At 63.5% G+C, this 23,165-nt stretch carries 23 protein-coding genes; 12 read left to right on the top strand and 11 right to left on the bottom strand.

The window, feature by feature from the left end:
- Nucleotides 1–6: 6 nt before the first annotated feature.
- The gene (locus PG897_RS04560; protein WP_201879956.1) at nt 7–882 is read right to left on the bottom strand and encodes a LysR family transcriptional regulator; all 876 of its coding nucleotides are present in this window, start codon (nt 880–882) and stop codon (nt 7–9) included.
- 127 nt (nt 883–1,009) lie between these two features.
- Here PG897_RS04560 and PG897_RS04555 point away from each other — a divergent pair, with 127 nt between their 5' ends.
- From PG897_RS04555 to PG897_RS04540, 4 genes are all read left to right on the top strand, one after another.
- Nucleotides 1,010–1,411: a CidA/LrgA family protein gene (locus PG897_RS04555; protein WP_201879954.1), complete on the top strand. Its 402-nt coding sequence runs from the start codon at nt 1,010–1,012 to the stop codon at nt 1,409–1,411.
- On the top strand, nt 1,404–2,093 hold the full coding sequence (locus PG897_RS04550) for an LrgB family protein (RefSeq protein WP_042050192.1): 690 nt from the start codon (nt 1,404–1,406) through the stop codon (nt 2,091–2,093). The genes PG897_RS04555 and PG897_RS04550 overlap by 8 nt, the downstream gene beginning before the upstream one ends.
- 100 nt (nt 2,094–2,193) lie before the next feature.
- A complete protein-coding gene (locus PG897_RS04545) occupies nt 2,194–3,108 on the top strand; it encodes a hypothetical protein (RefSeq protein WP_029306095.1) in 915 nt (304 codons plus the stop codon).
- 74 nt (nt 3,109–3,182) lie between these two features.
- Nucleotides 3,183–4,061, top strand: a complete 879-nt coding sequence (locus PG897_RS04540; RefSeq protein ID WP_201880122.1) for an ABC transporter substrate-binding protein — start codon at nt 3,183–3,185, stop codon at nt 4,059–4,061.
- Nucleotides 4,062–4,135: 74 nt separating this feature from the next.
- Here PG897_RS04540 and PG897_RS04535 read toward each other — a convergent pair whose 3' ends face one another.
- The gene (locus PG897_RS04535) at nt 4,136–5,374 is read right to left on the bottom strand and encodes a multifunctional CCA addition/repair protein (protein ID WP_201879951.1); all 1,239 of its coding nucleotides are present in this window, start codon (nt 5,372–5,374) and stop codon (nt 4,136–4,138) included.
- A 271-nt stretch (nt 5,375–5,645) separates the two neighbouring features.
- Between PG897_RS04535 and exeA the strand changes: the two genes are divergently transcribed.
- The 5 genes from exeA to mltC all read left to right on the top strand — a co-directional run bounded on the left by exeA (nt 5,646) and on the right by mltC (nt 10,695).
- Entirely contained in the window at nt 5,646–7,292 is a 1,647-nt protein-coding gene (gene exeA, locus PG897_RS04530) for a type II secretion system protein ExeA (RefSeq protein WP_201885244.1), read from the top strand.
- Nucleotides 7,292–7,975: a GspB family T2SS assembly factor variant ExeB gene (exeB, locus tag PG897_RS04525; RefSeq protein WP_201879945.1), complete on the top strand. Its 684-nt coding sequence runs from the start codon at nt 7,292–7,294 to the stop codon at nt 7,973–7,975. Before exeA ends, exeB begins: the two co-directional genes overlap by 1 nt.
- Nucleotides 7,976–8,158: 183 nt before the next feature.
- Nucleotides 8,159–9,220 carry an A/G-specific adenine glycosylase gene (gene mutY, locus PG897_RS04520; protein WP_201879920.1) on the top strand — a complete coding sequence of 354 codons (1,062 nt, stop codon included), beginning with the start codon at nt 8,159–8,161 and terminating at the stop codon, nt 9,218–9,220.
- 8 nt (nt 9,221–9,228) lie between these two features.
- The gene (locus PG897_RS04515) at nt 9,229–9,501 is read left to right on the top strand and encodes an oxidative damage protection protein (RefSeq protein ID WP_005305420.1); all 273 of its coding nucleotides are present in this window, start codon (nt 9,229–9,231) and stop codon (nt 9,499–9,501) included.
- Between the two features lie 93 nt (nt 9,502–9,594).
- On the top strand, nt 9,595–10,695 hold the full coding sequence (mltC, locus tag PG897_RS04510; RefSeq protein ID WP_005305423.1) for a membrane-bound lytic murein transglycosylase MltC: 1,101 nt from the start codon (nt 9,595–9,597) through the stop codon (nt 10,693–10,695).
- Nucleotides 10,696–10,763: 68 nt separating this feature from the next.
- Here mltC and PG897_RS04505 read toward each other — a convergent pair whose 3' ends face one another.
- Complete coding sequence (locus tag PG897_RS04505; RefSeq protein ID WP_201879917.1) at nt 10,764–11,144, bottom strand: YgiW/YdeI family stress tolerance OB fold protein; 381 nt, start codon at nt 11,142–11,144, stop codon at nt 10,764–10,766.
- A gap of 237 nt (nt 11,145–11,381) precedes the next feature.
- Between PG897_RS04505 and PG897_RS04500 the strand changes: the two genes are divergently transcribed.
- Nucleotides 11,382–12,398: an SGNH/GDSL hydrolase family protein gene (locus tag PG897_RS04500; protein ID WP_005305430.1), complete on the top strand. Its 1,017-nt coding sequence runs from the start codon at nt 11,382–11,384 to the stop codon at nt 12,396–12,398.
- A 61-nt stretch (nt 12,399–12,459) separates the two neighbouring features.
- Here the strand turns inward: PG897_RS04500 and PG897_RS04495 are convergent, their stop codons facing one another.
- Entirely contained in the window at nt 12,460–13,194 is a 735-nt protein-coding gene (locus PG897_RS04495; protein WP_017782489.1) for a substrate-binding periplasmic protein, read from the bottom strand.
- A 232-nt stretch (nt 13,195–13,426) separates the two neighbouring features.
- Between PG897_RS04495 and ompA the strand changes: the two genes are divergently transcribed.
- Nucleotides 13,427–14,485 carry a porin OmpA gene (ompA, locus tag PG897_RS04490; protein ID WP_201879915.1) on the top strand — a complete coding sequence of 353 codons (1,059 nt, stop codon included), beginning with the start codon at nt 13,427–13,429 and terminating at the stop codon, nt 14,483–14,485.
- 86 nt (nt 14,486–14,571) lie between these two features.
- Here ompA and PG897_RS04485 read toward each other — a convergent pair whose 3' ends face one another.
- From PG897_RS04485 to PG897_RS04475, 3 genes are read right to left on the bottom strand one after another with little or no spacing between them, the layout of a single operon-like run.
- Complete coding sequence (locus PG897_RS04485) at nt 14,572–15,141, bottom strand: PqiC family protein (RefSeq protein ID WP_025201103.1); 570 nt, start codon at nt 15,139–15,141, stop codon at nt 14,572–14,574.
- Nucleotides 15,141–16,787 carry an intermembrane transport protein PqiB gene (gene pqiB, locus PG897_RS04480; RefSeq protein ID WP_010636014.1) on the bottom strand — a complete coding sequence of 549 codons (1,647 nt, stop codon included), beginning with the start codon at nt 16,785–16,787 and terminating at the stop codon, nt 15,141–15,143. Before pqiB ends, PG897_RS04485 begins: the two co-directional genes overlap by 1 nt.
- Nucleotides 16,780–18,060, bottom strand: a complete 1,281-nt coding sequence (locus tag PG897_RS04475; RefSeq protein ID WP_024943148.1) for a paraquat-inducible protein A — start codon at nt 18,058–18,060, stop codon at nt 16,780–16,782. Before PG897_RS04475 ends, pqiB begins: the two co-directional genes overlap by 8 nt.
- 177 nt (nt 18,061–18,237) lie before the next feature.
- On the opposite strand from PG897_RS04475, the gene hfq reads away from it, so the two are divergent.
- A complete protein-coding gene (gene hfq, locus PG897_RS04470; protein WP_094697827.1) occupies nt 18,238–18,597 on the top strand; it encodes an RNA chaperone Hfq in 360 nt (119 codons plus the stop codon).
- 146 nt (nt 18,598–18,743) lie between these two features.
- On the opposite strand, the gene PG897_RS04465 is transcribed toward hfq, so the two are convergent.
- The 4 genes from PG897_RS04465 to dapA form a co-directional block, all read right to left on the bottom strand.
- Nucleotides 18,744–19,334: an HAD family hydrolase gene (locus PG897_RS04465; protein ID WP_201879903.1), complete on the bottom strand. Its 591-nt coding sequence runs from the start codon at nt 19,332–19,334 to the stop codon at nt 18,744–18,746.
- 65 nt (nt 19,335–19,399) lie between these two features.
- Entirely contained in the window at nt 19,400–20,503 is a 1,104-nt protein-coding gene (locus tag PG897_RS04460; RefSeq protein WP_010636011.1) for an EAL and HDOD domain-containing protein, read from the bottom strand.
- A 4-nt stretch (nt 20,504–20,507) separates the two neighbouring features.
- A complete protein-coding gene (locus tag PG897_RS04455; protein ID WP_017782484.1) occupies nt 20,508–22,148 on the bottom strand; it encodes a GGDEF domain-containing protein in 1,641 nt (546 codons plus the stop codon).
- Nucleotides 22,149–22,242: 94 nt separating this feature from the next.
- Nucleotides 22,243–23,115, bottom strand: a complete 873-nt coding sequence (gene dapA / locus PG897_RS04450) for a 4-hydroxy-tetrahydrodipicolinate synthase (RefSeq protein ID WP_201885242.1) — start codon at nt 23,113–23,115, stop codon at nt 22,243–22,245.
- Between the last annotated feature and the right edge of the window lie 50 nt (nt 23,116–23,165).

The following is a 23,165-nucleotide window of genomic DNA, read 5'->3' as shown; positions in this document are numbered from 1 at the left end:
TGAGACTCAGCCCTGCTCGCGGCAGAGCGCCAGCCAGGCCTCGGCGGTGCGGGAGAGATAGCGCTCGCTCGGCCAGATCACCCCGAGCCGCCAGCTCAGCTCTGGCACCAGCGGCCTCAGCACCAGGCCGTCCGGTGCCAGCCGGCGGCAGATGGGCTCGGGCAAAAAGGCAACCCCCATGCCGCTGCGCACCATGGCGGTGAGAAAGTCCCACTGGCTGCTGCGCGCCGCCACCTGAGGCTCGAAACCGGCCACCCGGCACGCCTGTTCCAGCCGCTCGCTCAGGGTGAAAGCCTGGGTGTAGAGCAGGAAGGGCTCGTCCCGCAGCGCCTCCAGCCGGATCTCGCCGCAATCCCGCCAACGCGGCAGATCGGGCAGCACCACCTGAATGGGATACTGGTCCAGCTCCAGGACGCTCAAAGCACCCTCCTCCCTGGTCGGCAGCATGGTGATGGCGAGATCCAGCTCCCCTTCCAGCACCGCCTGCTCGATGCGCCGGCCACCGTACTCGACGATGGAGAGTTCGACCTTGGGGTAGCGGCTGCGATAGGCGCGGATCAGATCCGCATAGACGTGACCCACCATGGGCGGAATGCCGAGGGCCAGCCGGCCAAATTGCAGGCTCTGCAGATCGGCGAGTTCCGCCTCCAGCTGCTGCATTTCGGCCAGGATGGTCTGGGCCCGGTTGAACAGCACCCGGCCGCTGTCGGTCAGGGTGAAGCGGCGTCCGGAGCGGCTCAGCAGGGGCTGTCCCAGCTCCTCTTCCATGTTGCGGATCATCTTGCTGATGGTGGGCTGGGTAACGAACAGTTTCTCGGAGGCGCGGGTGAAGCTCTGTTCCCGCACCAGTTCGACAAAGTAACGCAGGGCGCGGATATCCATGGCGATCTCCTGACAGACGGCAAAAATGAATCATGCCTCTTTGGCATGATTTTGATAATTTTAATTCATTTTTTGCAGGTTTAACCCATCTCTATACTGTGAGCAAGTTCACAGAAAGACCCATGTCATGAAAGCCCTCTCCCTTCGCTGGTTCCAGACTCCCTTCCAAATCGCCCTGCTGGCCGCCATCTGGCTGCTGGCCGATACCGCGGTGCGCACCCTCCACCTGCCGCTGCCCGCCAACCTCACCGGCATGCTGTTGCTGCTGGCCTGCATCCTGCTCGGGATGGTCAAGGCCCAGTGGTTTGAAGCCGGCGCCCGCTGGCTGCTGGCGGAGATGCTGCTGTTCTTCGTCCCCGCCGTGGTGGCGGTGGTCAACTATCAGGAGCTGCTGTTGCAGGAGGGGTGGCGCATCATGGTGGTGCTGCTGGTGAGCACTACCTTGGTGCTCGGCACCACGGCGCTGGTGGTGGACAGGGTCTACCGCCTCGAGTTGAAACTGGCCCGCCGGAGTCGTCGTCATGTCTGATACCCTGCTCGGTCTGCTCTGCTTCGCCCTGACCTTGCTCTTCTACTACGCCAGCAAATGGCTCTACGGCAAGAAACGCATCCTGCCGCTGATGCCGCTGCTGCTGGCGCCGACCCTGCTGGTGGCGGTCGTCATGCTGTTCCATATCCCCTATCAGGACTACATGGCCGAATCCCACTGGCTGCTCTGGCTGCTGGGGCCGGCCACCGTCGCCTTCGCGGTGCCGGTCTACGAGAACCGCCGGCTCATTCGCCGCCACTGGCTGTCACTGTCGGTGGGGGTGGTCGCCTCCGTCATGATGGCGGTGGGCAGTACCGTGCTGCTGGCCCGCTGGCTCGATCTCTCCGACATGCTGCAGCGCAGTCTGGCGATGCGCTCCATCACCACCCCCTTCGCGGTGGAGGCGACCCGCGCCATCGGCGGTCAGAGCGATCTCACCGCCCTGTTCGTGGTGCTGACCGGGGTCATTGGTATGGCGGTGGGGGAGAGCGTGCTCACCCTGCTGGCCATTCGCAGCCGGCTCGGCAAGGGGGCGGGCTTTGGTGCCTCGGCCCACGGCGCCGGTACCGCCAAGGCCTATCAGATGGGCAACGAGGAGGGGGTGGTCTCCAGCATGGTGATGATGATAGCCGGCATGGTGACCGTGCTGCTGGCGCCTCTGCTGGGTCAGCTGTTCTGGTAGCGATCGCGCGGCAGGTCAAGGCCACAGGTTCCGGCGCCGGAGAGCCCGTCCCGACGCCATCAACCGCTACACTCAACTCAATGTGACAGTTGTGAGCGGTATGATGAACCACAGAACGATGATCCTGGGGCTGCTGGCCGGTAGTCTGCTCTTCTCCCCCCTGCTGCCGGCCGCGGACATAGTGACCTATGTCAGCCCGGAGAGTGACCGGGATTTGCGTTCCCTCTACGGTCAGCAGCTGCTGCAGCTGGCCCTGGAGAAGACCCGCGACAGCTTCGGCGATTACGAACTACGCCCGGCCCCGTCCATGAGCCGGACCCGGCTGCGCCAGGTGCTGCAATACAACCTCTACCCCAACCTGCTGGCCATCGACAGCTTTCCGCGCCCGGAGGGGAGCCACGACCTCGACTATGTCCGCTTCCCGGTGGATCTCGGCATCCTCGGCTATCGCATCTGCTTCGTCAGCCCCAAGCAGCAGCAAGCCGTGGCCCGGGTGCGCACCCTCAGCGATCTGCAGCAGTTCACCCATGGCCAGGGCCGCGGCTGGCAGGACGCCGACATACTGCGCGCCGCCGGCTTCAAGGTGCAGGAGGTCGAGGGCTACGAGCGGTTGTTCAAGCTGGTGGTGCGCGGCCGGGTTGACCTCTTCTGCCGGGGTGCCAACGAACTGCTGAGCGAGCTGGATACCCACAAGGATCTGGGGCCGCTGATGGTCGACCAGCATCTGGCGCTCTACTACCCCTTCGTCCACCTCTTCTACAGCCACAAGGAGAACCAGCATGCCTTGCGTCGGATCCGGGCCGGCCTGCAGCTGGCCTGGCAGGATGGCTCACTGCAGGCACTCTGGCTCAAGACCTACCAGCCGGCGCTGGCGTTTGCCAGGCTCGACCAGCGGCAACTGTTCAGACTGGACAACCCCCTGCTGCAGGGACTCGACTTCGATTACCACCCCTATCTTTACGATCCCCTCACCCAGCGCTTCGGACCGGGCGAGCCCGCCACCGGCAAACCCTGACCCTGGCTCTGCCCGCTCACGGCCGGGAGAGTCACTACACTCAGAAGAGTCTCTGCTTTTCACAGGAGTGCATGATGCACTGGACCCCGCTGCTCGCCCTGCTGACGGCCATGCCCGTGCTGGCCGGCCCGACCCTGTTCACCTACATGAGTCCGGAGAGCGAGCACGACCCCAGAAGCACCTATGATCGCGAGGTCCTGCACCTGGCGCTGGAGAAGACCCGCGCCAGCCATGGCGACTACCGGATGCAGGCCGCCCCCCCCATGACCCTGGCCCGAATGTGGGTCAGCCTACGCTTCAACCACTACCCCAACCTGTTCGCCATGGACAGCTATCGCGCCGACCGGGACATGAGCGGCATCGACTATGTACGCTTCCCCATCCATATCGGCATCGTCAGCTACCGCATCTGCTTCGTCAGCCCCACCCGCAAGGATGAGGTTGCCAAGGCCACCAGCCTGGATGAGCTGAAGCGCTTCGACATCGGCCAGGGCAAGGGCTGGCTCGACGTAGAGATCCTGCGCCGGGCCGGCTTCAAGGTGCTGGAGGTGGAGGGCTACGAGCAGCTGTTCAAGATGGTGGCGCGCGGCCGTTTCGATCTTTTCTGCCGCGGTATCAACGAGTTGCCTCAGGAAAAGCTGAACCACAAAGAGGTGGAAGGGCTGATGATGGATGAGAGCCTGGCCCTCTACTATCCCCTGCCCCGGGTCTTCTTCACCCACAGCGGCAACCGGCAGGCCATCGACCGGGTGCAGCTGGGACTCAAGGCCGCCTGGCGCGACGGCTCCCTGCAGGCGCTCTGGCTGAAGGCCTTCAAGCCCTCCCTCAGCTTCGCTCACCTCAATACCCGCCGGCTGTTCCGGCTGGAAAACCCCTACATCAAGGGGATCGACTTCAACTACCAGGCCTACTTCTACGACCCGGTACATGAGCGCTTCGGTCCCGGTGACTAGGCGGCCGCACGACCATGAAAAAGCCCGGGTCACTGACCCGGGCTTTTTTGTCCATGCCTCGTCTCCATGCCTCGTCAATCCTCGAGGAAGGTCCACTCGTCGCGCACCCGGCTGATGGCGTCGAGCCGGCGCTTGGCCAGCTGCTCGCGGATGGCCTCCCCCTTGAAGCCGGCCGCCACTATCTCCTTCACCGGCACCGCCTGGGCTGCCGCCAGCGCCTGCGCCACATAGTCGGGTTCGGCATAGACCCGCTCCTCGAAGCCGGTACGGCCGTGGAAGTCGGCCCGGCAGGCGTCCAGCAGCTGGGCGAAGCGCTCGGGCCTGCGCCAGGCGTCAGCCTTGTCGAACACCTTGAGCAGGGTCGCGGGCTTGAGCTCGAAGGCGATGTGGATATGGGTGTGCAGGTCGCTCACCAGCAGGGCCAGGTCACGACACTCGTTCGGTACCCGGAAGCGCTCGCAGAAGTCGCGGATGAGCGGCAGCCCCTTCTGGCCGTGACCGTGGTGGCTCGGCCAGAATTCCGGCGGAGTCAGCCCCTTGCCAAAGTCGTGGCACAGCGCCGCGAAGCGCACCGCCAGCTCGGGGGAGAGGCGGCAGGCCTGCGCCAGCACCATCATGGTGTGGATGCCGGTATCGATCTCCGGGTGCCACTTGGTGGGGGCCGGCACCCCGAACAGGGCGTCCAGCTCGGGGAACAGAGCGGCCAGAGCGCCGCACTCGCGCAGCACCTCGAAGAACACCTGCGGGGTCGGCCCCAACAGCACCTTCTCCAGCTCCTTCCAGACCCGCTCAGGGGTCAGGTGGGCCAGCTCGCCGGCCTCGGTCATCTCGCGCATCAGCGCCAGCGTCTCGGGAGCCACCACGAAACCCTGGGCGTGGAAGCGGGCGGCGAAGCGGGCCACCCGCAGGATGCGCAACGGATCTTCGGCAAAGGCGGGGGAGACGTGGCGCAACACCCGTTGCTTCAGATCCTCGATGCCGCCATAGGGATCGTGCAGTTGCCCCGCCTCATCTTCGGCGATGGCGTTGACGGTGAGATCCCGGCGCAGCAGATCCTGCTCCAGCGTCACCTCCGGCGAGGCGTGGCAGACGAAGCCGGTGTAACCCTGCCCCTGTTTGCGCTCGGTGCGGGCCAGCGCGTACTCCTGCTGGGTCTTGGGGTGCAGAAACACGGGAAAGTCGCGGCCCACCTGGGTAAAACCCAGTGCCAGCATCTGTTCCACGGTCGCCCCGACCACCAGGTGATCCCTGTCCCCCTGCGGCAATCCCAGCAGGCGATCCCGCACCGCGCCCCCAACCAGATAAGTCTGCAAGCTCTGTCTCCCTTGATAAACCTGTCCCGATTATACCGGTTTGACCGATGGAGACTATTCCCGGCCCGACATCGATGCCATGTGAACCCGGTTGGCGGGGCCGCCCTCGATACTTCTGGCCCTTTTTCCCACCGCCAGCCGCCATGGCCGCAGCCCTGATTTCCCCACCGGGAGATCAGGGTGCGCGCTGGCCCCCCTTATGGCATCCGGGTCTTTGACATCCCTTGGGGGAGGCTTTAACCTGCCGCCCATAACAACGGAATGGATCCTTATGTACACACAGTTCTTCGGTCTGTCGGAGCACCCGTTCTCCATCTCGCCCAATCCCAAATACCTCTACATGAGTGAACGGCACGGGGAAGCCCTCGCCCACCTCAACTACGGGTTGCAGGATGGGGGCGGCTTCGTGCTGCTGACCGGGGAAGTGGGCACCGGCAAAACCACCGTCTCCCGCTGCCTGTTGCAGCAGTTGCCGGCCGAGACCGAGATCGCCTACATCCTCAATCCATCCCTGACCGAACGGGATCTGCTGGCGGCCATCTGCGACGAGTTCCAGCTGGGCTATGACCAGGATGCCGGCCTCAAGCAGCTGTTCGACCTCATCCGCGATCACCTGCTGGCCAATCTGGCGGCTGGCAAGCGCAGCGTGGTGCTGGTGGACGAAGCCCAGCACCTGCTGCCCGGCGTGCTGGAACAGCTGCGCCTGCTCACCAACCTGGAGACCGACGAGAAGAAGCTGCTGCAGGTGGTGCTCATCGGCCAGCCCGAGCTGCAGCAGATGCTGCGCCAGCCCCTGCTGCGCCAGCTGGCCCAACGCATCACCGCCCGCTACCACCTGCTGCCGCTCTCCTGCCAGGACGTGGACGCCTATGTCCGCTTTCGTCTGCAGGTGGCCGGCTGCGTGCAGCCCATCTTCACCCCCAAGGCGATCCAGACCCTGCACCGCCTCTCCGGCGGCATTCCGCGCCTCATCAACCTCATCTGCGACCGCGCCCTGATCGCCGCCTTCGCCCGCGGCAGCCACAAGATAGTGCACGGCGACATCAGCCTGGCGGCCTTCGAGGTGAGCGGCATCCGTGACGAGGGCACCTGGCAGTCCGGCCTGATGGTGGCGCTGGTTGGCGCCTTGCTGGTGGCCACCGGCTGGTGGGGCTGGCAGTTCTTCGGGGTCTTCCCGACCCGTCCGGTGGTCACGGTGGAGGTGCCGGTCAAGGTGGACGACACCCCGGAGCAGCAGGAGCAGCTGACCCGCGCCATCAATCAGGCGCTGGAGCCGGACAGCGCCATGCAGAATCTCTACAAGGTGTGGGGCTACCAGACCGAGCTGGAAGAGGCCACCTGCGACAACGCACCGCGCGCCGGCCTGCGTTGCCAGGAGGGCGAGGCCTCCCTGGCCGATCTGCAGGCCCTGCAGTATCCCGCCCTTGTCAGCCTGACCGACGAGACCGGCGGCACCTATTACGCCACCCTGGTCAACCTCGGCCCCGACAAGGCCAACCTGCTCATCGGCAACCAGAGCTGGCAGGTAGACCGGCAGTGGCTGAGCGATTACTGGGGTGGCAGCTACACCCTGCTGTGGCGCATGCCCAAGGGCGGCGTCACCCTGATCGGCAACAACGCCGGCCCCACTCAGGTGCAGTGGCTCGACAACGCCCTCAGCCGGGCCCTGCAACAGCCGGATCGCAAGGTCCGTCGCTTCGATGCCGAGCTCAAGACCAAGCTGCAGCAGTTCCAGCGCGAGCAGGGGCTGACGCCGGACGGCATCGCCGGCAGCAACACCCTGCTGCGCCTCAACGTGATGGCCGGCGAACCCATGCCGAAGCTGGAGGATGACGTCCAGCGGGCCAGCAAACCGGCCAAGCTGGACTCGGCAGAGGATGACGATGCCATCAACACACTGTCGGAGGAGGCTTCCTGATGTCCACCCTGCTCAAGGCGCTGCGGCGGGCCGATCAGCCCCAGTTCACCCCGCACATTCCGGCGATGGGGCTGCCGGTCAGCCAGGATGAGGAACAACCCAGGCGCTGGATCTGGTGGCTGCTGGCCCCGCTGGCGCTGGTGATGGGGGCCGCCGCCAACTATGGCTGGCACCTGCTCAACAACCGCCCCATCGAGAAGACGGTGGAGGTGAAGGAGGTGGTGACCCCGCCCTTCGTACGGGTCGAGCCCAAACCGATGATCACCCGGCCGCTGCCACCGCCGCCGCCCGAACCCGTGGTCACCCCCAAGGTCGATGCACAGCCTTCACCGGCGCCCGCCGACAGCAGCCAGGGGCTGGCCGAGCGCATCCTCAATGCCCTCAACAACACTCCGCTGCGGGAGCAGGGCGCGCCGCCGCAGGTGCCGGCCGAGCTGCAGGCCACGCCGCTCAGCGCTCTGCCGCAGGCGCTCCGCCAGCAGGTACCGCCGCTGGCCTACGGCGCCCACGTCTTCTCCTCCAACCCGGCCAACCGGGCCGTGAGGTTGAACGGGCGCACCTACCGGGAAGGGAGCGAAGTCGCCCCCGGCGTCACCCTGCTCGCCATCGCCCAGGATTACATCATCCTGCAGGTAGGTGGGCAGAATGCCAGCCTCAAGGCGCTGCAGGACTGGCGCGGCTAAACCGCGCATACCACCGCCATTTCAAGAGGGAGCCTGAGAGCTCCCCTTTTTAATCAATGACATGAGAACAAAGTGGGCAGTCCAAGCAACACCACCTTCGCCAACCGGACGTTGCACTGGTATCAGCGCCAAGACCGCTACACGTTAGTCAATTTAGTTTTAAATCAATAACATGAGCATAATGTGAACAACTCAGATAACGTGACCTTCGCCACCAGGATCCTGGACTGGTATCAGCTCCACGGCCGCAAGGCCCTGCCCTGGCAACAGGAGAAGACCCCCTACCGGGTCTGGGTCTCGGAAATCATGCTGCAGCAGACCCAGGTCGCTACGGTCATTCCCTACTATCAGCGCTTTATGGCCCGCTTTCCTGACGTGCTGGCTCTGGCCGATGCCCCCATCGACGAGGTGCTGCACCACTGGACCGGGCTTGGCTATTACGCCCGCGCCCGCAACCTGCACAAGGCGGCCCAGCAGATCCGCGACCTCCATGGCGGCCTCTTCCCGGAGCGGCTGGAGGAGGTGATGGCGCTGCCGGGGATCGGCCGCTCCACCGCGGGCGCCGTGCTCTCCCTCTCCCTTGGCCAGCCCCACGCCATCCTGGATGGCAACGTGAAGCGGGTACTCACCCGCTGGTTGGCCCTGCCCGGCTGGCCCGGCCAGAAACAGGTAGAGAACGATCTGTGGGAGCTGGCCATCCGCCTCACCCCCAAGCTCGGGGTGGCCCACTACAACCAGGCCATGATGGACATGGGGGCCACCGTCTGCACCCGCAGCAAGCCCGCTTGCGAGCGCTGCCCGGTGCGGGAGGATTGCCAGGGGCTGTCGCAGGGCAATCCCACCGCCTACCCCAACAGCAAGCCCAAGAAGAGCATCCCGGCCCGTACCGGCATCATGCTGCTCATCCGCCACGGCGATCAGCTGCTGCTGGAGAAGCGGCCGCCGCAGGGGATCTGGGGCGGGCTCTACTGCTTCCCCCAGGTGGAGTCGGACACCGAGGTGGCGGGGCTGTTGCAGCGGCTCGGCCTGACCGGCAGCGAACCCCGTGAACTGGCCGGTTTTCGCCATACTTTCAGCCACTTTCACCTCGATATCCGGCCCATGCTGATCGAAACCGACGCGCCGCCGGCCCCCCTGCTCATGGAAGCGGATAACCGACTCTGGTATAACTTACGCCATCCTGCAGAGGTGGGTCTGGCGGCCGCCACGGCCCGTCTGCTCGCCTATCCGGACTTACAACCATAGAGGTCAACATGAGCCGTACCGTATTTTGCCAGCGCCTGAAAAAAGAGGGCCCGGGTCTCGATTTCCAGCTCTACCCCGGTGAACTCGGCAAGCGCATTTTTGACAACATCAGCAAGGAAGCCTGGACCGAGTGGCAGAAGAAGCAGGTGATGCTGATCAACGAGAAGAAGTTGAACATGATGAACCTCGAGCATCGCCAGCTGCTGGAGAAAGAGATGGTGAACTACCTGTTCGAAGCGGGTGAAGTGGCCATCGACGGTTATACCCCGCCCAGCAAATAACCCGTGAACGGGGCCGGCCTGCGCAGGCCGGCCCCGTCGACTCACGGCAACGACGGAAGTGACGGGCGGCCCGCCGCCCAGTTTGAGGACTCTATGGGCCGAATTTTCTGGCTGCTGTGCACCCTGCTGTTTCTCTCTGCCTGCTCATCCTCCCCCAAGCCCAATGGCAACGAGGATGACGATCTCGTCAACGGCAAGGACATCCGCGGCTTTGAACACATGATCAGCGCGCTCTCCCACAATGTGAACGAGATTTGGGGGCGTGAGGCGCTGTTTGCGGGCAAGTTTGACTACGTCAAATACACGGATCAATACAAGAGCCGGGCCCACATCGACTTCTCCAGCGGCCACATCATGGTCGAGACCGTCTCCGGCATCGACCCGCGCTCCCATCTGCGCCGCGCCATCATCGAGACCCTGCTCACCCCGGACGATCCGGCGGAAGTGGATCTCTACTCCGACGCCGAGATCCTGCCCGGCGGCGAGCCCTTCCTCTACGGTCAGGTGCTGGACAACCAGGGCCAGCCGATCCGCTTCGACTGGCGTGCCGAGCGCTATGCCGACTACCTGCTCAACACGGCGATGAAGAAGCGCACCCTCGGCATCCGTACCATCTTCTTCGTCGACATCCCCATGGTGGCCAACCACGAGGACCGGCGGGGCTACAAGTACGCCAGCCTGATCCGGGAAGCCTCCCGCAAGTACGGGGTGGCGGAGAGCCTGATCTACGCGGTGATCAAGACCGAGAGCAGCTTCAACCCCTATGCGGTCAGCCATGCCAACGCCTACGGCCTGATGCAGGTGATCCCGGCCACCGCCGGGCGGGACGTCTACGTGCGGGTCAAGGGCAAGAGCGGCCAGCCGACCAGGGAAGACCTGTTCAACCCGGCCTACAACATAGACGTGGGCACCGCCTACCTGCACCTGCTGCAGACCGTCTATCTGGTGGATATCCAGGATCCGCGCTCGCGTCGCTACGCCGTCATCTCCGCCTACAACGGCGGCGCCGGCGGGGTGCTCAATACCTTCTCCAGCGACCGCAAGGCGGCGCCCGGCATGATCAACCAGCTCTCGCCCGAGGCGGTCTACCAGATCCTGACCGAGCAGCACCCCAAGGCGGAAGCCCGCCGCTATCTCTACAAGGTCAATCAGGCCGAGAAGGGCTTCAAGCGCACGCTGGCCCGCACCGGCTAAGCAGACCAACAGCAAAAGGGCGCCTCCATGGAGGCGCCCTTGTTACGTCTGGCGTGCGGAGTCAGCCCTTATTTGGCGATGAAACCGCCCTTGCTCTGCGGGGCGGCGCCCACCTTCTCCAGCTTCTCCACCTCCACTTCGGTCTTGTTCCAGCTGTGGTCCACCTCGCCACGGATGAGGATCAGATCGTCCGGGCCCACTTCGGTGCCACGCCACACGTCCTGATCCACTTCCACTTCCACCTCGCCACTGGCGTCGCGGAACAGATAGTTCTCGCCGCCCAGGTGCTTGACCAGCTTCCCTTCCAGGGTGGCCCAGCTGTCATCGGCCAGATCCTTCAACTGTGCGACGGACACCTTGTTCTGCTCCTGCGGGCCGGTATAGGCCGCCATGGCGAAAGAAGAGATGGACATCAGGGTCAACAGACCGATTACGCTTGCCTTGTTCATTTCATGCTCCTGTCATTGGGTACGGGTGCAGTCTGCCTGCCGGGGCGTGAAACAAACGTGAAGCCTCCCCATCTGGGTGAAGGGGATGTGACCGTAATCGATTTAATCAGCCCGCACTGCTGCGAAATAAAATTCGGCCTTATACCCTGCAAGATGGCAAAACAGCTTCCCAGCACCTTTGCCTATCGAGGAACAGCCTGCAGGCACCACCTGCTTCCAATCAATGAGAACAACAAGATGAAGAAATGGTTTGTGTGTTTATTGGGACTCTTCGCGCTGACAGTTCAGGCAGCCGACAGTCGCCCCGCCTTCTCCCGGATCGTGATGTTTGGCGACAGCCTCTCCGACACCGGCAAGATGTACAGCAAGATGCGCGGTTATCTCCCTTCCAGCCCTCCCTACTATCAGGGCCGCTTCTCCAACGGGCCGGTCTGGCTGGAGCAGCTGACCCGGCAGTTCCCGGGGCTGACCATCGCCAACGAGGCGGAAGGGGGCGCCACCGCGGTGGCCTACAACAAGATCTCCTGGAATCCCAAGTATCAGGTCATCAACAACCTGGATTACGAGGTGACCCAGTTCCTGCAAAAGGACAGCTTCAAACCCGATGATCTGGTGATCCTCTGGGTCGGCGCCAACGACTACCTGGCCTATGGCTGGAACACCGAGCAGGATGCCAAGCGGGTGCGCGACGCCATCAGCGATGCGGCCAACCGCATGGTATTGAATGGCGCCAAGCAGATTCTGCTGTTCAACCTGCCGGATCTGGGCCAGAACCCCTCGGCCCGCAGCCAGAAGGTGGTCGAGGCGGCCAGCCATGTCTCTGCCTACCACAACCAGCTGCTGCTGAACCTGGCACGCCAGCTGGCCCCCACCGGCATCGTCAAACTGTTCGAGATCGACAAGCAGTTCGCCGAGATGCTACGCGAGCCGCAGAACTTCGGCCTGAGCGACACCGAGAACGCCTGCTACGGCGGCGGCTATGTGTGGAAGCCGTTTGCCTCCCGCAGTGCCACTAGTGTCGCCAGCGACAGCAGCCTCTCCGCCTTCAACCCGCAGGAACGCCTCGCCATCGCCGGCAACCCGCTGCTGGCCCAGGCCGTGGCCAGCCCCATGGTGCGGCGCAGCGCCAGTACCCTCGACTGCGAAGGCAAGATGTTCTGGGATCAGGTTCACCCCACCACCGTCGTGCACGCCGCCCTGAGCGAGCGGGCCGGTGCCTTCATCGAGGCTCAGTACGAGTTCCTCGCTCACTGATGACAAAGGGCCGACGACAGTTGGCCCTTTTTGTTGCGCAGCCCTCACAGGCTGGCACGGCTCAGCGGTAGCGCTTCACGATGCCGTCGTAGATGCCGTTCTGCTTGATGGTGGCCAGCGCCTCCTGCAACCGCTTGACCACCTCGGGCGAGGTTTTCAGACTCGCCGCCACGTAGAGATCCCCCCCGGTAAAATCCTCGATGTCGTGCACTATCTTGAGGGTGGACGGCCCATAGCCCGCCTGGCGCGCATAGTAGTAGGCCGTCTCCTGCGACACCGGCCAGAGATCGATGCGCCCCATCAACAGTTTGAGCAGATTGGCTTCATGGTTGTTGTTGCGCTGCAGGTTGGAAAAATTGCGGCTGATGAGGTACTGCTCCAGCGCGTCGTTGCGCACCGTGCCGATGGACCAGGCTCGCGCCTGTGACAGCTGGCTAAAGGGCTTGATGTCGTCGCGCTTGGCCAGGGCGAACACATGAAAGTCGATACGCGCTATCACCCCGATCCACTGGAACTGCGCCTCGCGCTCGGGGAAGCGGCTGATGCTGTAGATGAGCACGTTGGGGCGGCTGCGCGCCAGCGAGATGGCCCGCGCCCAGGGGTAGATGTCCAGACTGTATTCGAAGCCGGCCTCTTCCAGCATGGCCTCCACCACCTCGGTGCCCAGCCCCTTGACCTCGGCCTCTTCCAGATAGTTGTAGGGGGCATAGTCTTCGGTCACCACCTGCAGGGTCTCGGCCGCCCAGCCCGGCACCAGCCATAACGCCCAGCACAGCCATATCCACCTGATGTTCATGCTCACCTCGCTGCAGACCCGCCTCGATTAACTATTGCGTCCCCTCGGCAGAGCGCAAATCACGGCGGCAAATTGCGGCGATGAAAATCACATTATGTTTTATATCAGTTGCTTGAGAACCCGGAGAAAGCGACTACCCTTACTCTGTTGTGGCTGTGCTATAAGCCCGACCCATAAGGAGAGGCGACCCCGTCAACCTCCCCTCAACAATATGAAATTGCAGAGGCTCAACATGAATAAAACACTGATTACCTTGCTGGTTTCAGGCTTGCTTGCGGCCAACGCCCAGGCAGCCGGACAGGACAACACCTGGTATGGCGGTGCCAAGCTGGGTTGGTCCAACTTCTATGGCGTCGATCACAACCAGGATATCAAGGACAACTACGCCATCAGCGAAGAGGACAAGAACGCTGTCGGCGCCGGCGCCTTCCTCGGCTATCAGGTCAACCAGAACCTGGGCTTCGAACTGGGTTACGACTGGCTCGGCAAGTACAAATACACTGCGACCGACAATCTGGACCCCACCGACATCGGCCGGGACGAGATAAAAGCCCAGCTGGCCCAGCTCTCCATGAAGATCGGCATGCCGGTCAGTGACAGCCTGGATCTCTATACCCGCCTCGGTGGCGCTTACGCCTGGACCGACAGCAAGCAGTTCGACAATGACAACGGCGCCGCCTTTGTCGGGGCGTTGGGGGCGGAATACGCCTTCAACCGTGACTGGGCCGCCCGCCTCGAATACCAATACACCACCCCGCTCGGCGACAACTCGCTCGACAAGACCGGGGCCGAACTCGACAACGGCCTGCTGGCGGTCGCCGTGGTCTATCGCTTCGGCCAGGTCGCCCCCGTGGTGGCGGCGCCGATGCCGGCTCCGGCCCCCGAACCCGTGATGGTCGACAAGCAGTTCACCCTGAGCTCGGACGTGCTGTTCGACTTCAACAAGGCCACCCTCAAGCCGGCCGGTGGCCAGGCGCTGGATAACCTCTACAGCCAGATCGAGCAGGCCAGACCCAAGGATGGTGTCGCCACCGTGATCGGCTACACCGACCGCATCGGTTCCGATGCCTACAACCAGAAGCTCTCCGAGCAGCGTGCCCGGACCGTCGCCGACTACCTGGTCGGCAAGGGTCTGCCGGCAGACAAGGTCAACGTGGAAGGGCGCGGCAAGGGCAATCCGGTCACCGGCGACAGCTGCACCAGCAAGTCCAAGCGCGAGCTGATCGTCTGCCTGGCCCCGGATCGCCGGGTCGAGGTCAAGGTCGAAGGGATCTCGGAAGTTCAGCAGTGATCCTCAAGCGTGACTGACAGCCACGAATGAAAAAACGGGAGGCCAAGGCCTCCCGTTCCATTTTGAGTCAGTGCATCGGTACAGCGTCAGGCACTCTTGCGCACCTCGGCCGCAATCTGGTCGAGCAGCTGCTGCCAGCCAGCCCCCAGCTCGCTCACCAGAGTGCCGTAGCCATCGGCAGGCAGCACCCGCACCTGCTGGAAGGGGACGTCACGCAGGACAGTGCCCTCTTCGGTCAGCAGGCGCCAGCGGCCGCTCAGCACGGCGCGACCGTCGTGGCGGCCCTGGAAGCGCTCCACCGAGATGGTCAGCACAGGCCCCTTGCGGGCTCCATCCTGCCGCACCACCCAGCCCGGCAAGCGGCTGGAGAGGCCGTTCAGGGTCAGCTGATCGAGCTGGGCATCCAGCGACCCCGCCCAGCGGTGATACTCGGCGAAGTGCAGCTCCTTGCCCTCCAGCTGATAGACCAGGCTCATCCGATCCAGCTGACCGGACAGAGAGACAGGCTTGAGCACCAGCTGATGCTGCGGCTGCGCCACCACGGCGGCCGGTTGCTGCGCCTCGGCGTCGAGGGAGTAGTAGTGCAGCTGCGTCGGTGCCGCGCTGCAACCCGCCAGCAGGCCCAGCAAGGCCAGCGTCATCATCCGTTTCTTCATCATTGACCTCGCTTGGGCTCGGGATCACGGGGACGAGCCCGATCGAAAATCAACGAGCTCGGCTGCTCGTTGAGCGAATGTACCAACGGCTGCAACTCGCGCATCAGCTGGTTGAGCGACTGCACCGACTGCCGCAGATCCTGGTTGGTCTGGGAGTTGGCATCATACTCCTGCAGCGTGCTCTGCAGCTGTTTCAGGCTGTCGTTGAGGGACGCCGGCAACTGCTGGGTCGCGCTCTGACCGGTGAACTTGTTCAGGTTGGCACTCAACGCACTGACATTCTTCAGGGTTTGATCCAGGGTCGCCAGGGTGTGGTTGACCTGGTTCAGGGTCTGGGCGGTGTCCATGTCGACGAACTTGTCGAGGATCTGGTTCACCTTGCGTTCGATCTGATCCAGCCCTGCCTGCACGGTCGGGAACACCTGATAGCCAGCGAGCTTGATGGGCTGGAACTTGGGCGCATCGGGGTAGAAGTTCAGATCCACCACCTTGCCCCCGGTCAGCAGGCTGGAGGTCTTGAGCGTCGCCCGCAACCCCTCCTTGAACTGCTTGCCGAACAGGGCGCGCCACTGCTCCTTCTCCGCGTTGGCATAGCGGTGGGAGAGACGCTGCACCTCGATCCTCGCCAGTACCGGGATCTGCCGGCTCTGGAACATCTGCACCCCTTTCTCGTCGATGAGATAGGGCGCCGAGATGACGGTACCGACCCGGATGCCGCGATACTCCACCGCCGCGCCCGGGTGCAGGCCACCGACGCTGTCCTCGAACAGGAACACGTAGTCGATGAACTGATCCAGGCTACCGGCCAGCACGCTGGCCTGATCCTGGAACAGGGTGAAGTCGTCCATCTGCTTGACCGGCTCACCGGGTGCCCAGCCAGGGGGCAGCCCCATGGTGATGCCGCCGTCCAGCAGGCTCTCCAGCGAATCCATCTTCACCTTCATCCCCTCGCTGCTCATGGAAACTTCGAAGCCCGGGGTCATCCAGAAGCGGGAGTTGCTGCTCACCAACACGTCATAGGGGGCATTGATGAAGATCTGGTACTGCATCTCGCTCTTCTCGGGCAGGAACTTCGCCTCTTCCACCTGGCCTATGGTAAAGCCCTGGTAGTTGATGGGCGAACCCACCCCGAGTGCCCGGGTATCCCGGCTGCTCAGCGATAATCGCAGCCCCTTGGCGTCCTGCGAGGCCAGTGGCGGCTTGTCCAGCATGGCGTACTCGTCGCGCGCCTTGCCCTTCTTGCCGGGGGCCAGCTCGATGTAGGCGCCGGAGAGCAGGGTGCCTAGGCCCGACACCCCTTCGCGTCCCACCCGCGGCTTGACCACCCAGAACTGACTGTCCTTCTTGAGCATGCCGGCGGCGGCATTGGTCAGGCGGGCCTTCAGCACCGCGTGGCTGTAGTCATCGCTGAGCTCCACCGCCTCGATGCGACCCACCTCCACCTCGCGGGAGCGGATCATGGTCTTGCCCGCCACTATGCCTTCGGCCGTTGCCACCGTCAGGGTGAAGCTGGGACCTTGCGAATACCAGTGCTGGAACAGCATCCAGATCCCGATGAACAGCGCCAGCAGCGGCACCATCCAGATTGCGGCGGCCGAGCTCAGAAAGTCCGAGCCGGGTTTCCACCTCTTCTTACGCTCACTCACGTTCGCGTTCTCCTTGTTGTAAATCCCAGATCAGGCGGGAATCGAAACTCATGGCTGCCACCATGGTCACCAGCACCACACCTGCAAAAGCGACGGCCGCAGGGCCCGGATAGATGGTCATCAGGTTGTCGAGCCGGATCAGACCCGCCAGGATGGCCACAACGAAGACGTCGATCATCGACCAGCGCCCCACAAATTCAGTCATGCGATAGAGCTTGAGCTTGCCGAGCGGCGAGGTGCCCTGCCCGCGCTGCACCATGTAACAGAGCCACAACAGCGCCAGGATCTTCACCAGCGGCACCACCACGCTGGCGAAGAAGATCACCGCCGCGATGGGATAGGAGCCCATGGCCCACAGCACCAGCACCCCGCCCAGAATGGTGGAGGGGCTGTCATCCCCGAGGAAGACGGTATCCATGATGGGATAAAGGTTGGCCGGCACGTAGAGGATGATGGAGGTAAAGAGCAGGGCCCAGGTACGGTTCAGTCCGCCCGGCTTGCGGCTGTGCAGATGCTCGCCGCAGCGTTTGCAGCTGTCGGCACCGGCTTCGCTCAGGGCGCCGCAGATGTGGCAACCCACCAGGCCGGCGCTCATGGCGCTGGCCTCGTCGTCATCCACCGTCACGCCATGCGGCTCGCTCGGCCCGAACAGCCGCTGCCACAGCCACATCCTATCCAGCGACGAGATCATCTTGATCAGCAGCAGGGTGTAGCCAACGAAGGCCCAGAACGACAACCCCATCTTGATGTCGGCCATCCCCATCAGTTTGACCAGGGAGATGAGCACCCCGATGAGAAAGACATCCACCATCAGCCAGGGCTTGATCCGGCACAGCAGCCGACCGAGAGAGCGCAGGGCATTGCTGTGCAGATCCTTGTCGACCCGCCACAGCACCAGCATGATGGAGCCCATGTAGACCAGTGGCAGGCCGATGAGGGTCAGGCTCAGCACGGCCCCGAGGAACAGGTAGCCCTGATCCACCAGGGTGGTGATGCACTGCAGGAAGGTCATCTCCTGCCCCACCCCCTTGGCGGAGAAGGACATGAAGGTAAAGGCGTTGGAGAGCACGAACATGATGATGGCCGCAAAGCCGTAGGCGATGGGCCTGCGCTCCTGCTCCGGCAGATGGCGGCTCAGGGTATGGCCGCAGCGCGGACAGCTGCTCGCCTCCCCCACGGCCAGCGTGGTGGCCGGCACCAGCAGGTCGCACTCTTCGCACGCGGTGGCGTCATGGGTATAGGTGGGTTGATGTTGGTGTGAAACCGGATGCAAGATGAAACCCCAGCATGAGGCCCGCCACGGGGCCAGAACCGCCAATTATTACAGCAGCGGCCCGTGCCGACCAGCCCTCTCATTGCACCACCCCGACCGGGCGTGAGAATGACTTTGACAAGCAAGTGACCATTTAGCACAATCAAACGCCACTTTTTTTCCGCGGGACAATAATTTATGACAACTGAATCCCCAAGCTACTCCACGATCGAGCAAGCCTTCTCCCTCGGGAACGGGCAAGATTCTGCCCTCAACTGGTTGCGCAAAAACCGCAGTCAGGTCGCCATCTTCCTGGTGAGCGGCATCAAGCTGGAGGGGACCATCAGCGGTTTCGACCAGTACAGCGTGCTGCTGACCGATGCCCACGGCAACCAGCAGTTGGTCTACAAGGCCAAGATCTCCACCATCGCCATGCACTCCGGCCGGCCGCAGGTCAATATCCAGCGTGCTCGCAAGCCTCGCGTCTCCATGGCGCCGCGCCCCCACGGCGCACCTGGTCGTTACGACGACAATCAGGGCGGCAACAGCGGCCAGTAAGGCCATGCCCATGTCACCCCGCGACCATCGCTGCGTCAGAGGGTGACCGAGTCCATTCCCATTTGTCATGACAGTCCCGTATGGGAATGGACTTTCTACCTCAGCGCCAGTGCCGGCGCTCTCTGTCCAGATTCAATGCGGCAGCTTCAATACTGCAAGCCGACCGGTCTGCCCTCCTTGACCATGCAGGTCTGCATTCCCGCAGCCTGACCGGCCTGTACGCCAATCCCCGTATCCTCGAACACCAGACAACCCGCCGGCTCGACCCCCAGCTTGCTGGCCACCAGCAGGAAGGTATCCGGGTGGGGTTTGTGCAGCTCGACATCATCGGCCGTCACCACCACGGAGAAGTAGCGATCCAGCCCGGTATTGCACAGCACGGCGGCGGCGTTGACCCGCGGTGAGCCGGTGCCGATCCCCATGGGGATGCGGCCATGGTAACGCTCGACCAGTGTCTGCATGGCCGGGAAGACGGTTGCCTTGTGCAGGTTGGCCACGTAGTGCTCGGTCTTGCAACGGGTCACGATGAGCGGATCCAGCGCGATCTGCTGCTGCTCGGCCACCAGCAGGGCTATCTTGCGGCTCGGCATGCCACCCAGTTCATAGAACCAGTCGGGATCGAAGTGAAAGCCAAACTCCCGGGCCGTGTGCGCCCAGGCGGCGAGGTGCAGCGGCATGGAGTCCACCAGGGTGCCGTCGAGGTCGAATACCAGGCCTTGAAAGCCGGAGAGGGTCATGGTGCGGGATCCGTGTCTGAAAAAGGGCCCCCATTCTAGCCAGAGCCCCTCTATCTCGCCACGGCCTAGGTGGCGAGAAACGCTTGCCCCCACATTTGTGCCTGAAAATAGATGGGAGTCAGCTTGGCGGGATCCAGCTGATAAGTAGGCGCCAGCTGGGCCAACAGTGGCCAGTCGCCCTGTTCATAGCACTTCACCAGCTGAAACAGATGAAACAGCGGCCCCTCGCGGGACTCCAGCGCTCGCTTCACATCCTTGGGCAGATGGGCCTTGAGCTGTTCGGAAAGCAGCGAGCCATCCAGCACCAACCCCACCAGGAAGGCCCAGCTGGCGGCGGACTTGCCGAGCGCGCTCAGGGCGATCAGCTCGCAGAAGCGGCCGCGGGCAATGGCCATGCGGGTACAGGCCTCCGGGATGTGCTGGCTGACCCTGGCCAATCCGTAGATGAGCACGAACTTGCGGATCTCCTGCTCCCCCAGATAGGAGAGCGCCCGGTTAACCGAGACGATGGGGCTGGCATGATCGAAGCCGGGGGCGTTGACGTAGCTCAACAGCTGCCCCGGCAGCCAGGCATCCTGCTGCAGCAGGGTCGCCACCCGGGCGAAGGAGAACTCCTCGTGGCAGATGAGCTGCAGTATCTCCTGCACCAGCTTCATGTCCGGCTGGGCGGCGCGCTGGTTCACCAGCTCGGGGCGGGCGAGAAAACCGCCGGCGAAGAAGTCGACCCCCGCCTCCTTGAGCGGCAGAAAATCCCCCCAGCTCTCGATGCCGAGGGCCATCCGCTTGTGTTCGGTCGGCTGACGGATCCCCTCCTCCCCCATCCAGAACACCAGCAGACGGGAGGCGCTGAGCCAGCGCTGCTCGCGCTGGGCACCGTGCACCGCCAGCCGGCGCCGATAGTCGCGCCACTGCTCCAATACGGGAAAAGAGGTGGGCAACCGTTCGGCCGAAGCCTCTACCAGTGGAATGGTGTCCTGATCGAACAGCAGGGGGCGCAGTTCATCGAGCTGTTCGTGGGTGAAGGGCAGCAGATATTGGCGCCCCTGAGCCAGCAACCGGCACTGGGCGGCCAGCAGGGGCCATTCGGCAGGGTCGGCAAGCTGATAGTCAATGCCATAGGCCACGAGAGCGAGACGACGGTTGAAGATGGGATAACGACGTAACAACATGGGCTCACCGATAGGCTAGCGTACACGCCCTCCCCTGCGATTTGGCATGATAGAGCGCCTGATCGGCCTGTTCGGTCAGGCTCTGCCATGTTCCATCCAGCGAGGGAACCAGATAGCTAAAGCCTATGCTAACCGTAATGAAATCAGCAACTCGGGAGGCTGGATGCGGGATTTTTAATTCACTGAGCCCCTGGTGAATCTGTTCCGCCAGCCGCTCCGCCTCACCGGGTTGCGGACCGCACAGCAGGATCACGAACTCCTCGCCGCCGTAACGCGCCACCAGATTGGTACGCCGCCGTTCCGCATCCTGCAGCAGGGCGGCCACCTGTTGCAGACACTGATCCCCCTTGGCATGGCCGAAGTGGTCGTTGTAGGACTTGAACTCGTCCACGTCGATCATCAGCACCGCCAGCAGACTCTGGTGCCGGCGTGCCCACTCCCACTCCCGCTGCATGGTGAGATCCCACTGGCGACGGTTGGCGATGCCGGTGAGGGGATCTTCCAGCGACAGCATGGAGAGCCGTTTGTTGGCCTCCGCCAGTGCCCGGTTGCTCTCCGCCAGTTGCATGGTGCGCTCGCTGACGCGCTGCTCCAGCTCGCGGTTGAAACGCTCGAGTGCCGCCTGGGTACGCTGGCGGATCAGCAACTGGGAGAGCATGGCGGCATACTGCTTGAAGATCTCGCTCTGATAAGCCTTGAGCGGTCGGCGCCACAGCAGGTTGTCGGCGGCGATCCAGCCAATGGGGGTGGCCCCGTCCCACAGCGAGACCATGGCATTCCAGCCACGCCCCACCTCCTGCTTTTCGTAGTAGAGCGGCGCGTCCTCCAGCACCAGCACATAATCCTTGCGGCGCAGCGCCTCCTGCACCGTGGGGTGATCAGGGATCGGGCTGATGAAGTGGTGCTCGTCGATCAGCTCGCCCACCTCGTTGGTGCCCCAGGTGCCGTGCATGGTCTTGAACTCGGCATCCACCAGAAAGATGGCGATGCGGTCGAACTGCAGCTCCTGACGAGCCAGCGCCACCGCATCGTGCAGCAGCTGGTGTTCACTGTCACAACGCGCCAGCTTGACTCCCACCTGATGCAGCGCCTGCAGCATGCTGAGGAAAGAACCTTGCAGCGCCTGGCTGCGGATGAGGTCAGCCTGGGTGTGCAGCCGCTGATCCCGCTCCAGATCGACCTGGCTGGCCAGCAGCCGGCTCTCGAGCTCGGCGGCAAGATAGTGCATCAACAGCTGGATGCCCTGTTGCTGGCGCCGGGGCAGGCGATCGATGCGGCGGCGGGTCTCCAGGTAGACCACGGCCTCCAACCCCTTGTGGCGCTTGAGCGGGAAACAGGCGCGCAGGCGCACCGTCTGTGGCTCGACCGTTTCCCAGAGCTCGTTGTGCTGGGCGAGCGGCTCCACCATCAGTTGTCCCTTGTCGAGGGCGTGTTCGATGAAGAGGATCGGCAACTTGAGGGAGGCGACGGCATCGGCCGTCAGGCTGACCAGCCCCTGATCGAGCTGGAAGCTGTAGAGCTGCGACTCGGGGGCGCGCAGCCACAAATAGATCTGTTCGGCTTCGGTTTTTTCCCTGATTGCCGCCAGTGTCACTTCACAGAGGTGTTCAAAGCTGGTGAAGTGCTCTGGATCCCATTCCTGCATGCCTGCCATCCTTGGTTGTATCCAAGCGAGTATATCGGCAAAGCCTGCACTTTAATTGACTGGCCAGTCAAAAGCGCGATCCAGAGCCCATTTTTTATAACAAATTCAAGGCGTGCATCGCCTCGCGGATGCGGGTACGCGTTGCCTCGGAGAGCGGCATCACCGGCAGGCGGCACTCCTCGCTGCAAAAGCCCAGCAGGGAGACGGCATACTTGGCACCGGCCGGGCTCGGCTCGGCAAACATCGCCTGATGCAGCGGAATGAGTTTGTCTTGCAGTTCACGCGCAGCTTGCCACTGGCCGGCCAGCGCCAGGTTCTGCACCTCGGCCACCAGCTTGGGGGCCACGTTGGCCGTCACCGAGATACAACCCTGACCGCCGCCGATGTTGTAGACCACGGCGGTGGCATCTTCACCGGAGAGCCAGGCGAACGGCTTCTTGATCAGCTGGCGCTCCACCCAGGGGCGGGCCAGATCGCCGGTCGCATCCTTCACCCCGGCGATGCGCGGCAGCTCGGCCAGGCGGGCCAGGGTCGCCGGTTGCACGTCGACGATCGCGCGCGGCGGGATGTTGTAGACGATGATGGGCTTGCTGGTGGCGTCGTGCACCGCCTTGAAGTGGTGATAGAGCCCCTCCTGATTGGGGCGATTGTAGTAACCGGCCACGTGCAGGGTGGCATCGGCCCCCATCTGCTCGGCATAGCGGGTGTATTCGATGGCTTCAACCGGATTGTTGGAACCGGCCCCGGCAATCACCGGGATGCGGCCAGCCACCAGTTTGACCACCAGCTCCACCACCCGGCAATGCTCGTCGTGGGTCAGGGTCGGACTCTCGCCCGTGGTGCCCACCGGCACTATGCCGTGGGTACCCTGTTCGATATGCCACTCCACCAGACGCGCCAACGCCTCTTCATCCAGCTTGCCCTGTCGAAAGGGGGTGATCAGGGCGACGATTGAACCTTTGAACATGGAATTTCCTTCTCCGTTGACTCATGAATGTGGCAATAAAAAACCCCGGT

Source organism: Aeromonas sp. QDB20 (assembly GCF_027707805.1).
Lineage (GTDB): Bacteria > Pseudomonadota > Gammaproteobacteria > Enterobacterales > Aeromonadaceae > Aeromonas > Aeromonas dhakensis.
Note: the sequence above shows the minus strand (reverse complement) of the source record. Positions and strands in the feature narration are given on the sequence as shown.

Coding starts and splice junctions, on each gene's coding strand:
- PG897_RS04560 (WP_201879956.1), bottom strand. CDS start 882: ATGGATATCCGCGCCCTGCGTTACTTTGTCGAACTGGTGCGGGAACAG.
- PG897_RS04555 (WP_201879954.1), top strand. CDS start 1,010: ATGAAAGCCCTCTCCCTTCGCTGGTTCCAGACTCCCTTCCAAATCGCC.
- PG897_RS04550 (WP_042050192.1), top strand. CDS start 1,404: ATGTCTGATACCCTGCTCGGTCTGCTCTGCTTCGCCCTGACCTTGCTC.
- PG897_RS04545 (WP_029306095.1), top strand. CDS start 2,194: ATGATGAACCACAGAACGATGATCCTGGGGCTGCTGGCCGGTAGTCTG.
- PG897_RS04540 (WP_201880122.1), top strand. CDS start 3,183: ATGCACTGGACCCCGCTGCTCGCCCTGCTGACGGCCATGCCCGTGCTG.
- exeA (WP_201885244.1), top strand. CDS start 5,646: ATGTACACACAGTTCTTCGGTCTGTCGGAGCACCCGTTCTCCATCTCG.
- exeB (WP_201879945.1), top strand. CDS start 7,292: ATGTCCACCCTGCTCAAGGCGCTGCGGCGGGCCGATCAGCCCCAGTTC.
- PG897_RS04515 (WP_005305420.1), top strand. CDS start 9,229: ATGAGCCGTACCGTATTTTGCCAGCGCCTGAAAAAAGAGGGCCCGGGT.
- mltC (WP_005305423.1), top strand. CDS start 9,595: ATGGGCCGAATTTTCTGGCTGCTGTGCACCCTGCTGTTTCTCTCTGCC.
- PG897_RS04505 (WP_201879917.1), bottom strand. CDS start 11,144: ATGAACAAGGCAAGCGTAATCGGTCTGTTGACCCTGATGTCCATCTCT.
- PG897_RS04500 (WP_005305430.1), top strand. CDS start 11,382: ATGAAGAAATGGTTTGTGTGTTTATTGGGACTCTTCGCGCTGACAGTT.
- PG897_RS04495 (WP_017782489.1), bottom strand. CDS start 13,194: ATGAACATCAGGTGGATATGGCTGTGCTGGGCGTTATGGCTGGTGCCG.
- ompA (WP_201879915.1), top strand. CDS start 13,427: ATGAATAAAACACTGATTACCTTGCTGGTTTCAGGCTTGCTTGCGGCC.
- PG897_RS04485 (WP_025201103.1), bottom strand. CDS start 15,141: ATGAAGAAACGGATGATGACGCTGGCCTTGCTGGGCCTGCTGGCGGGT.
- hfq (WP_094697827.1), top strand. CDS start 18,238: ATGACAACTGAATCCCCAAGCTACTCCACGATCGAGCAAGCCTTCTCC.
- PG897_RS04465 (WP_201879903.1), bottom strand. CDS start 19,334: ATGACCCTCTCCGGCTTTCAAGGCCTGGTATTCGACCTCGACGGCACC.
- PG897_RS04460 (WP_010636011.1), bottom strand. CDS start 20,503: ATGTTGTTACGTCGTTATCCCATCTTCAACCGTCGTCTCGCTCTCGTG.
- PG897_RS04455 (WP_017782484.1), bottom strand. CDS start 22,148: ATGCAGGAATGGGATCCAGAGCACTTCACCAGCTTTGAACACCTCTGT.
- dapA (WP_201885242.1), bottom strand. CDS start 23,115: ATGTTCAAAGGTTCAATCGTCGCCCTGATCACCCCCTTTCGACAGGGC.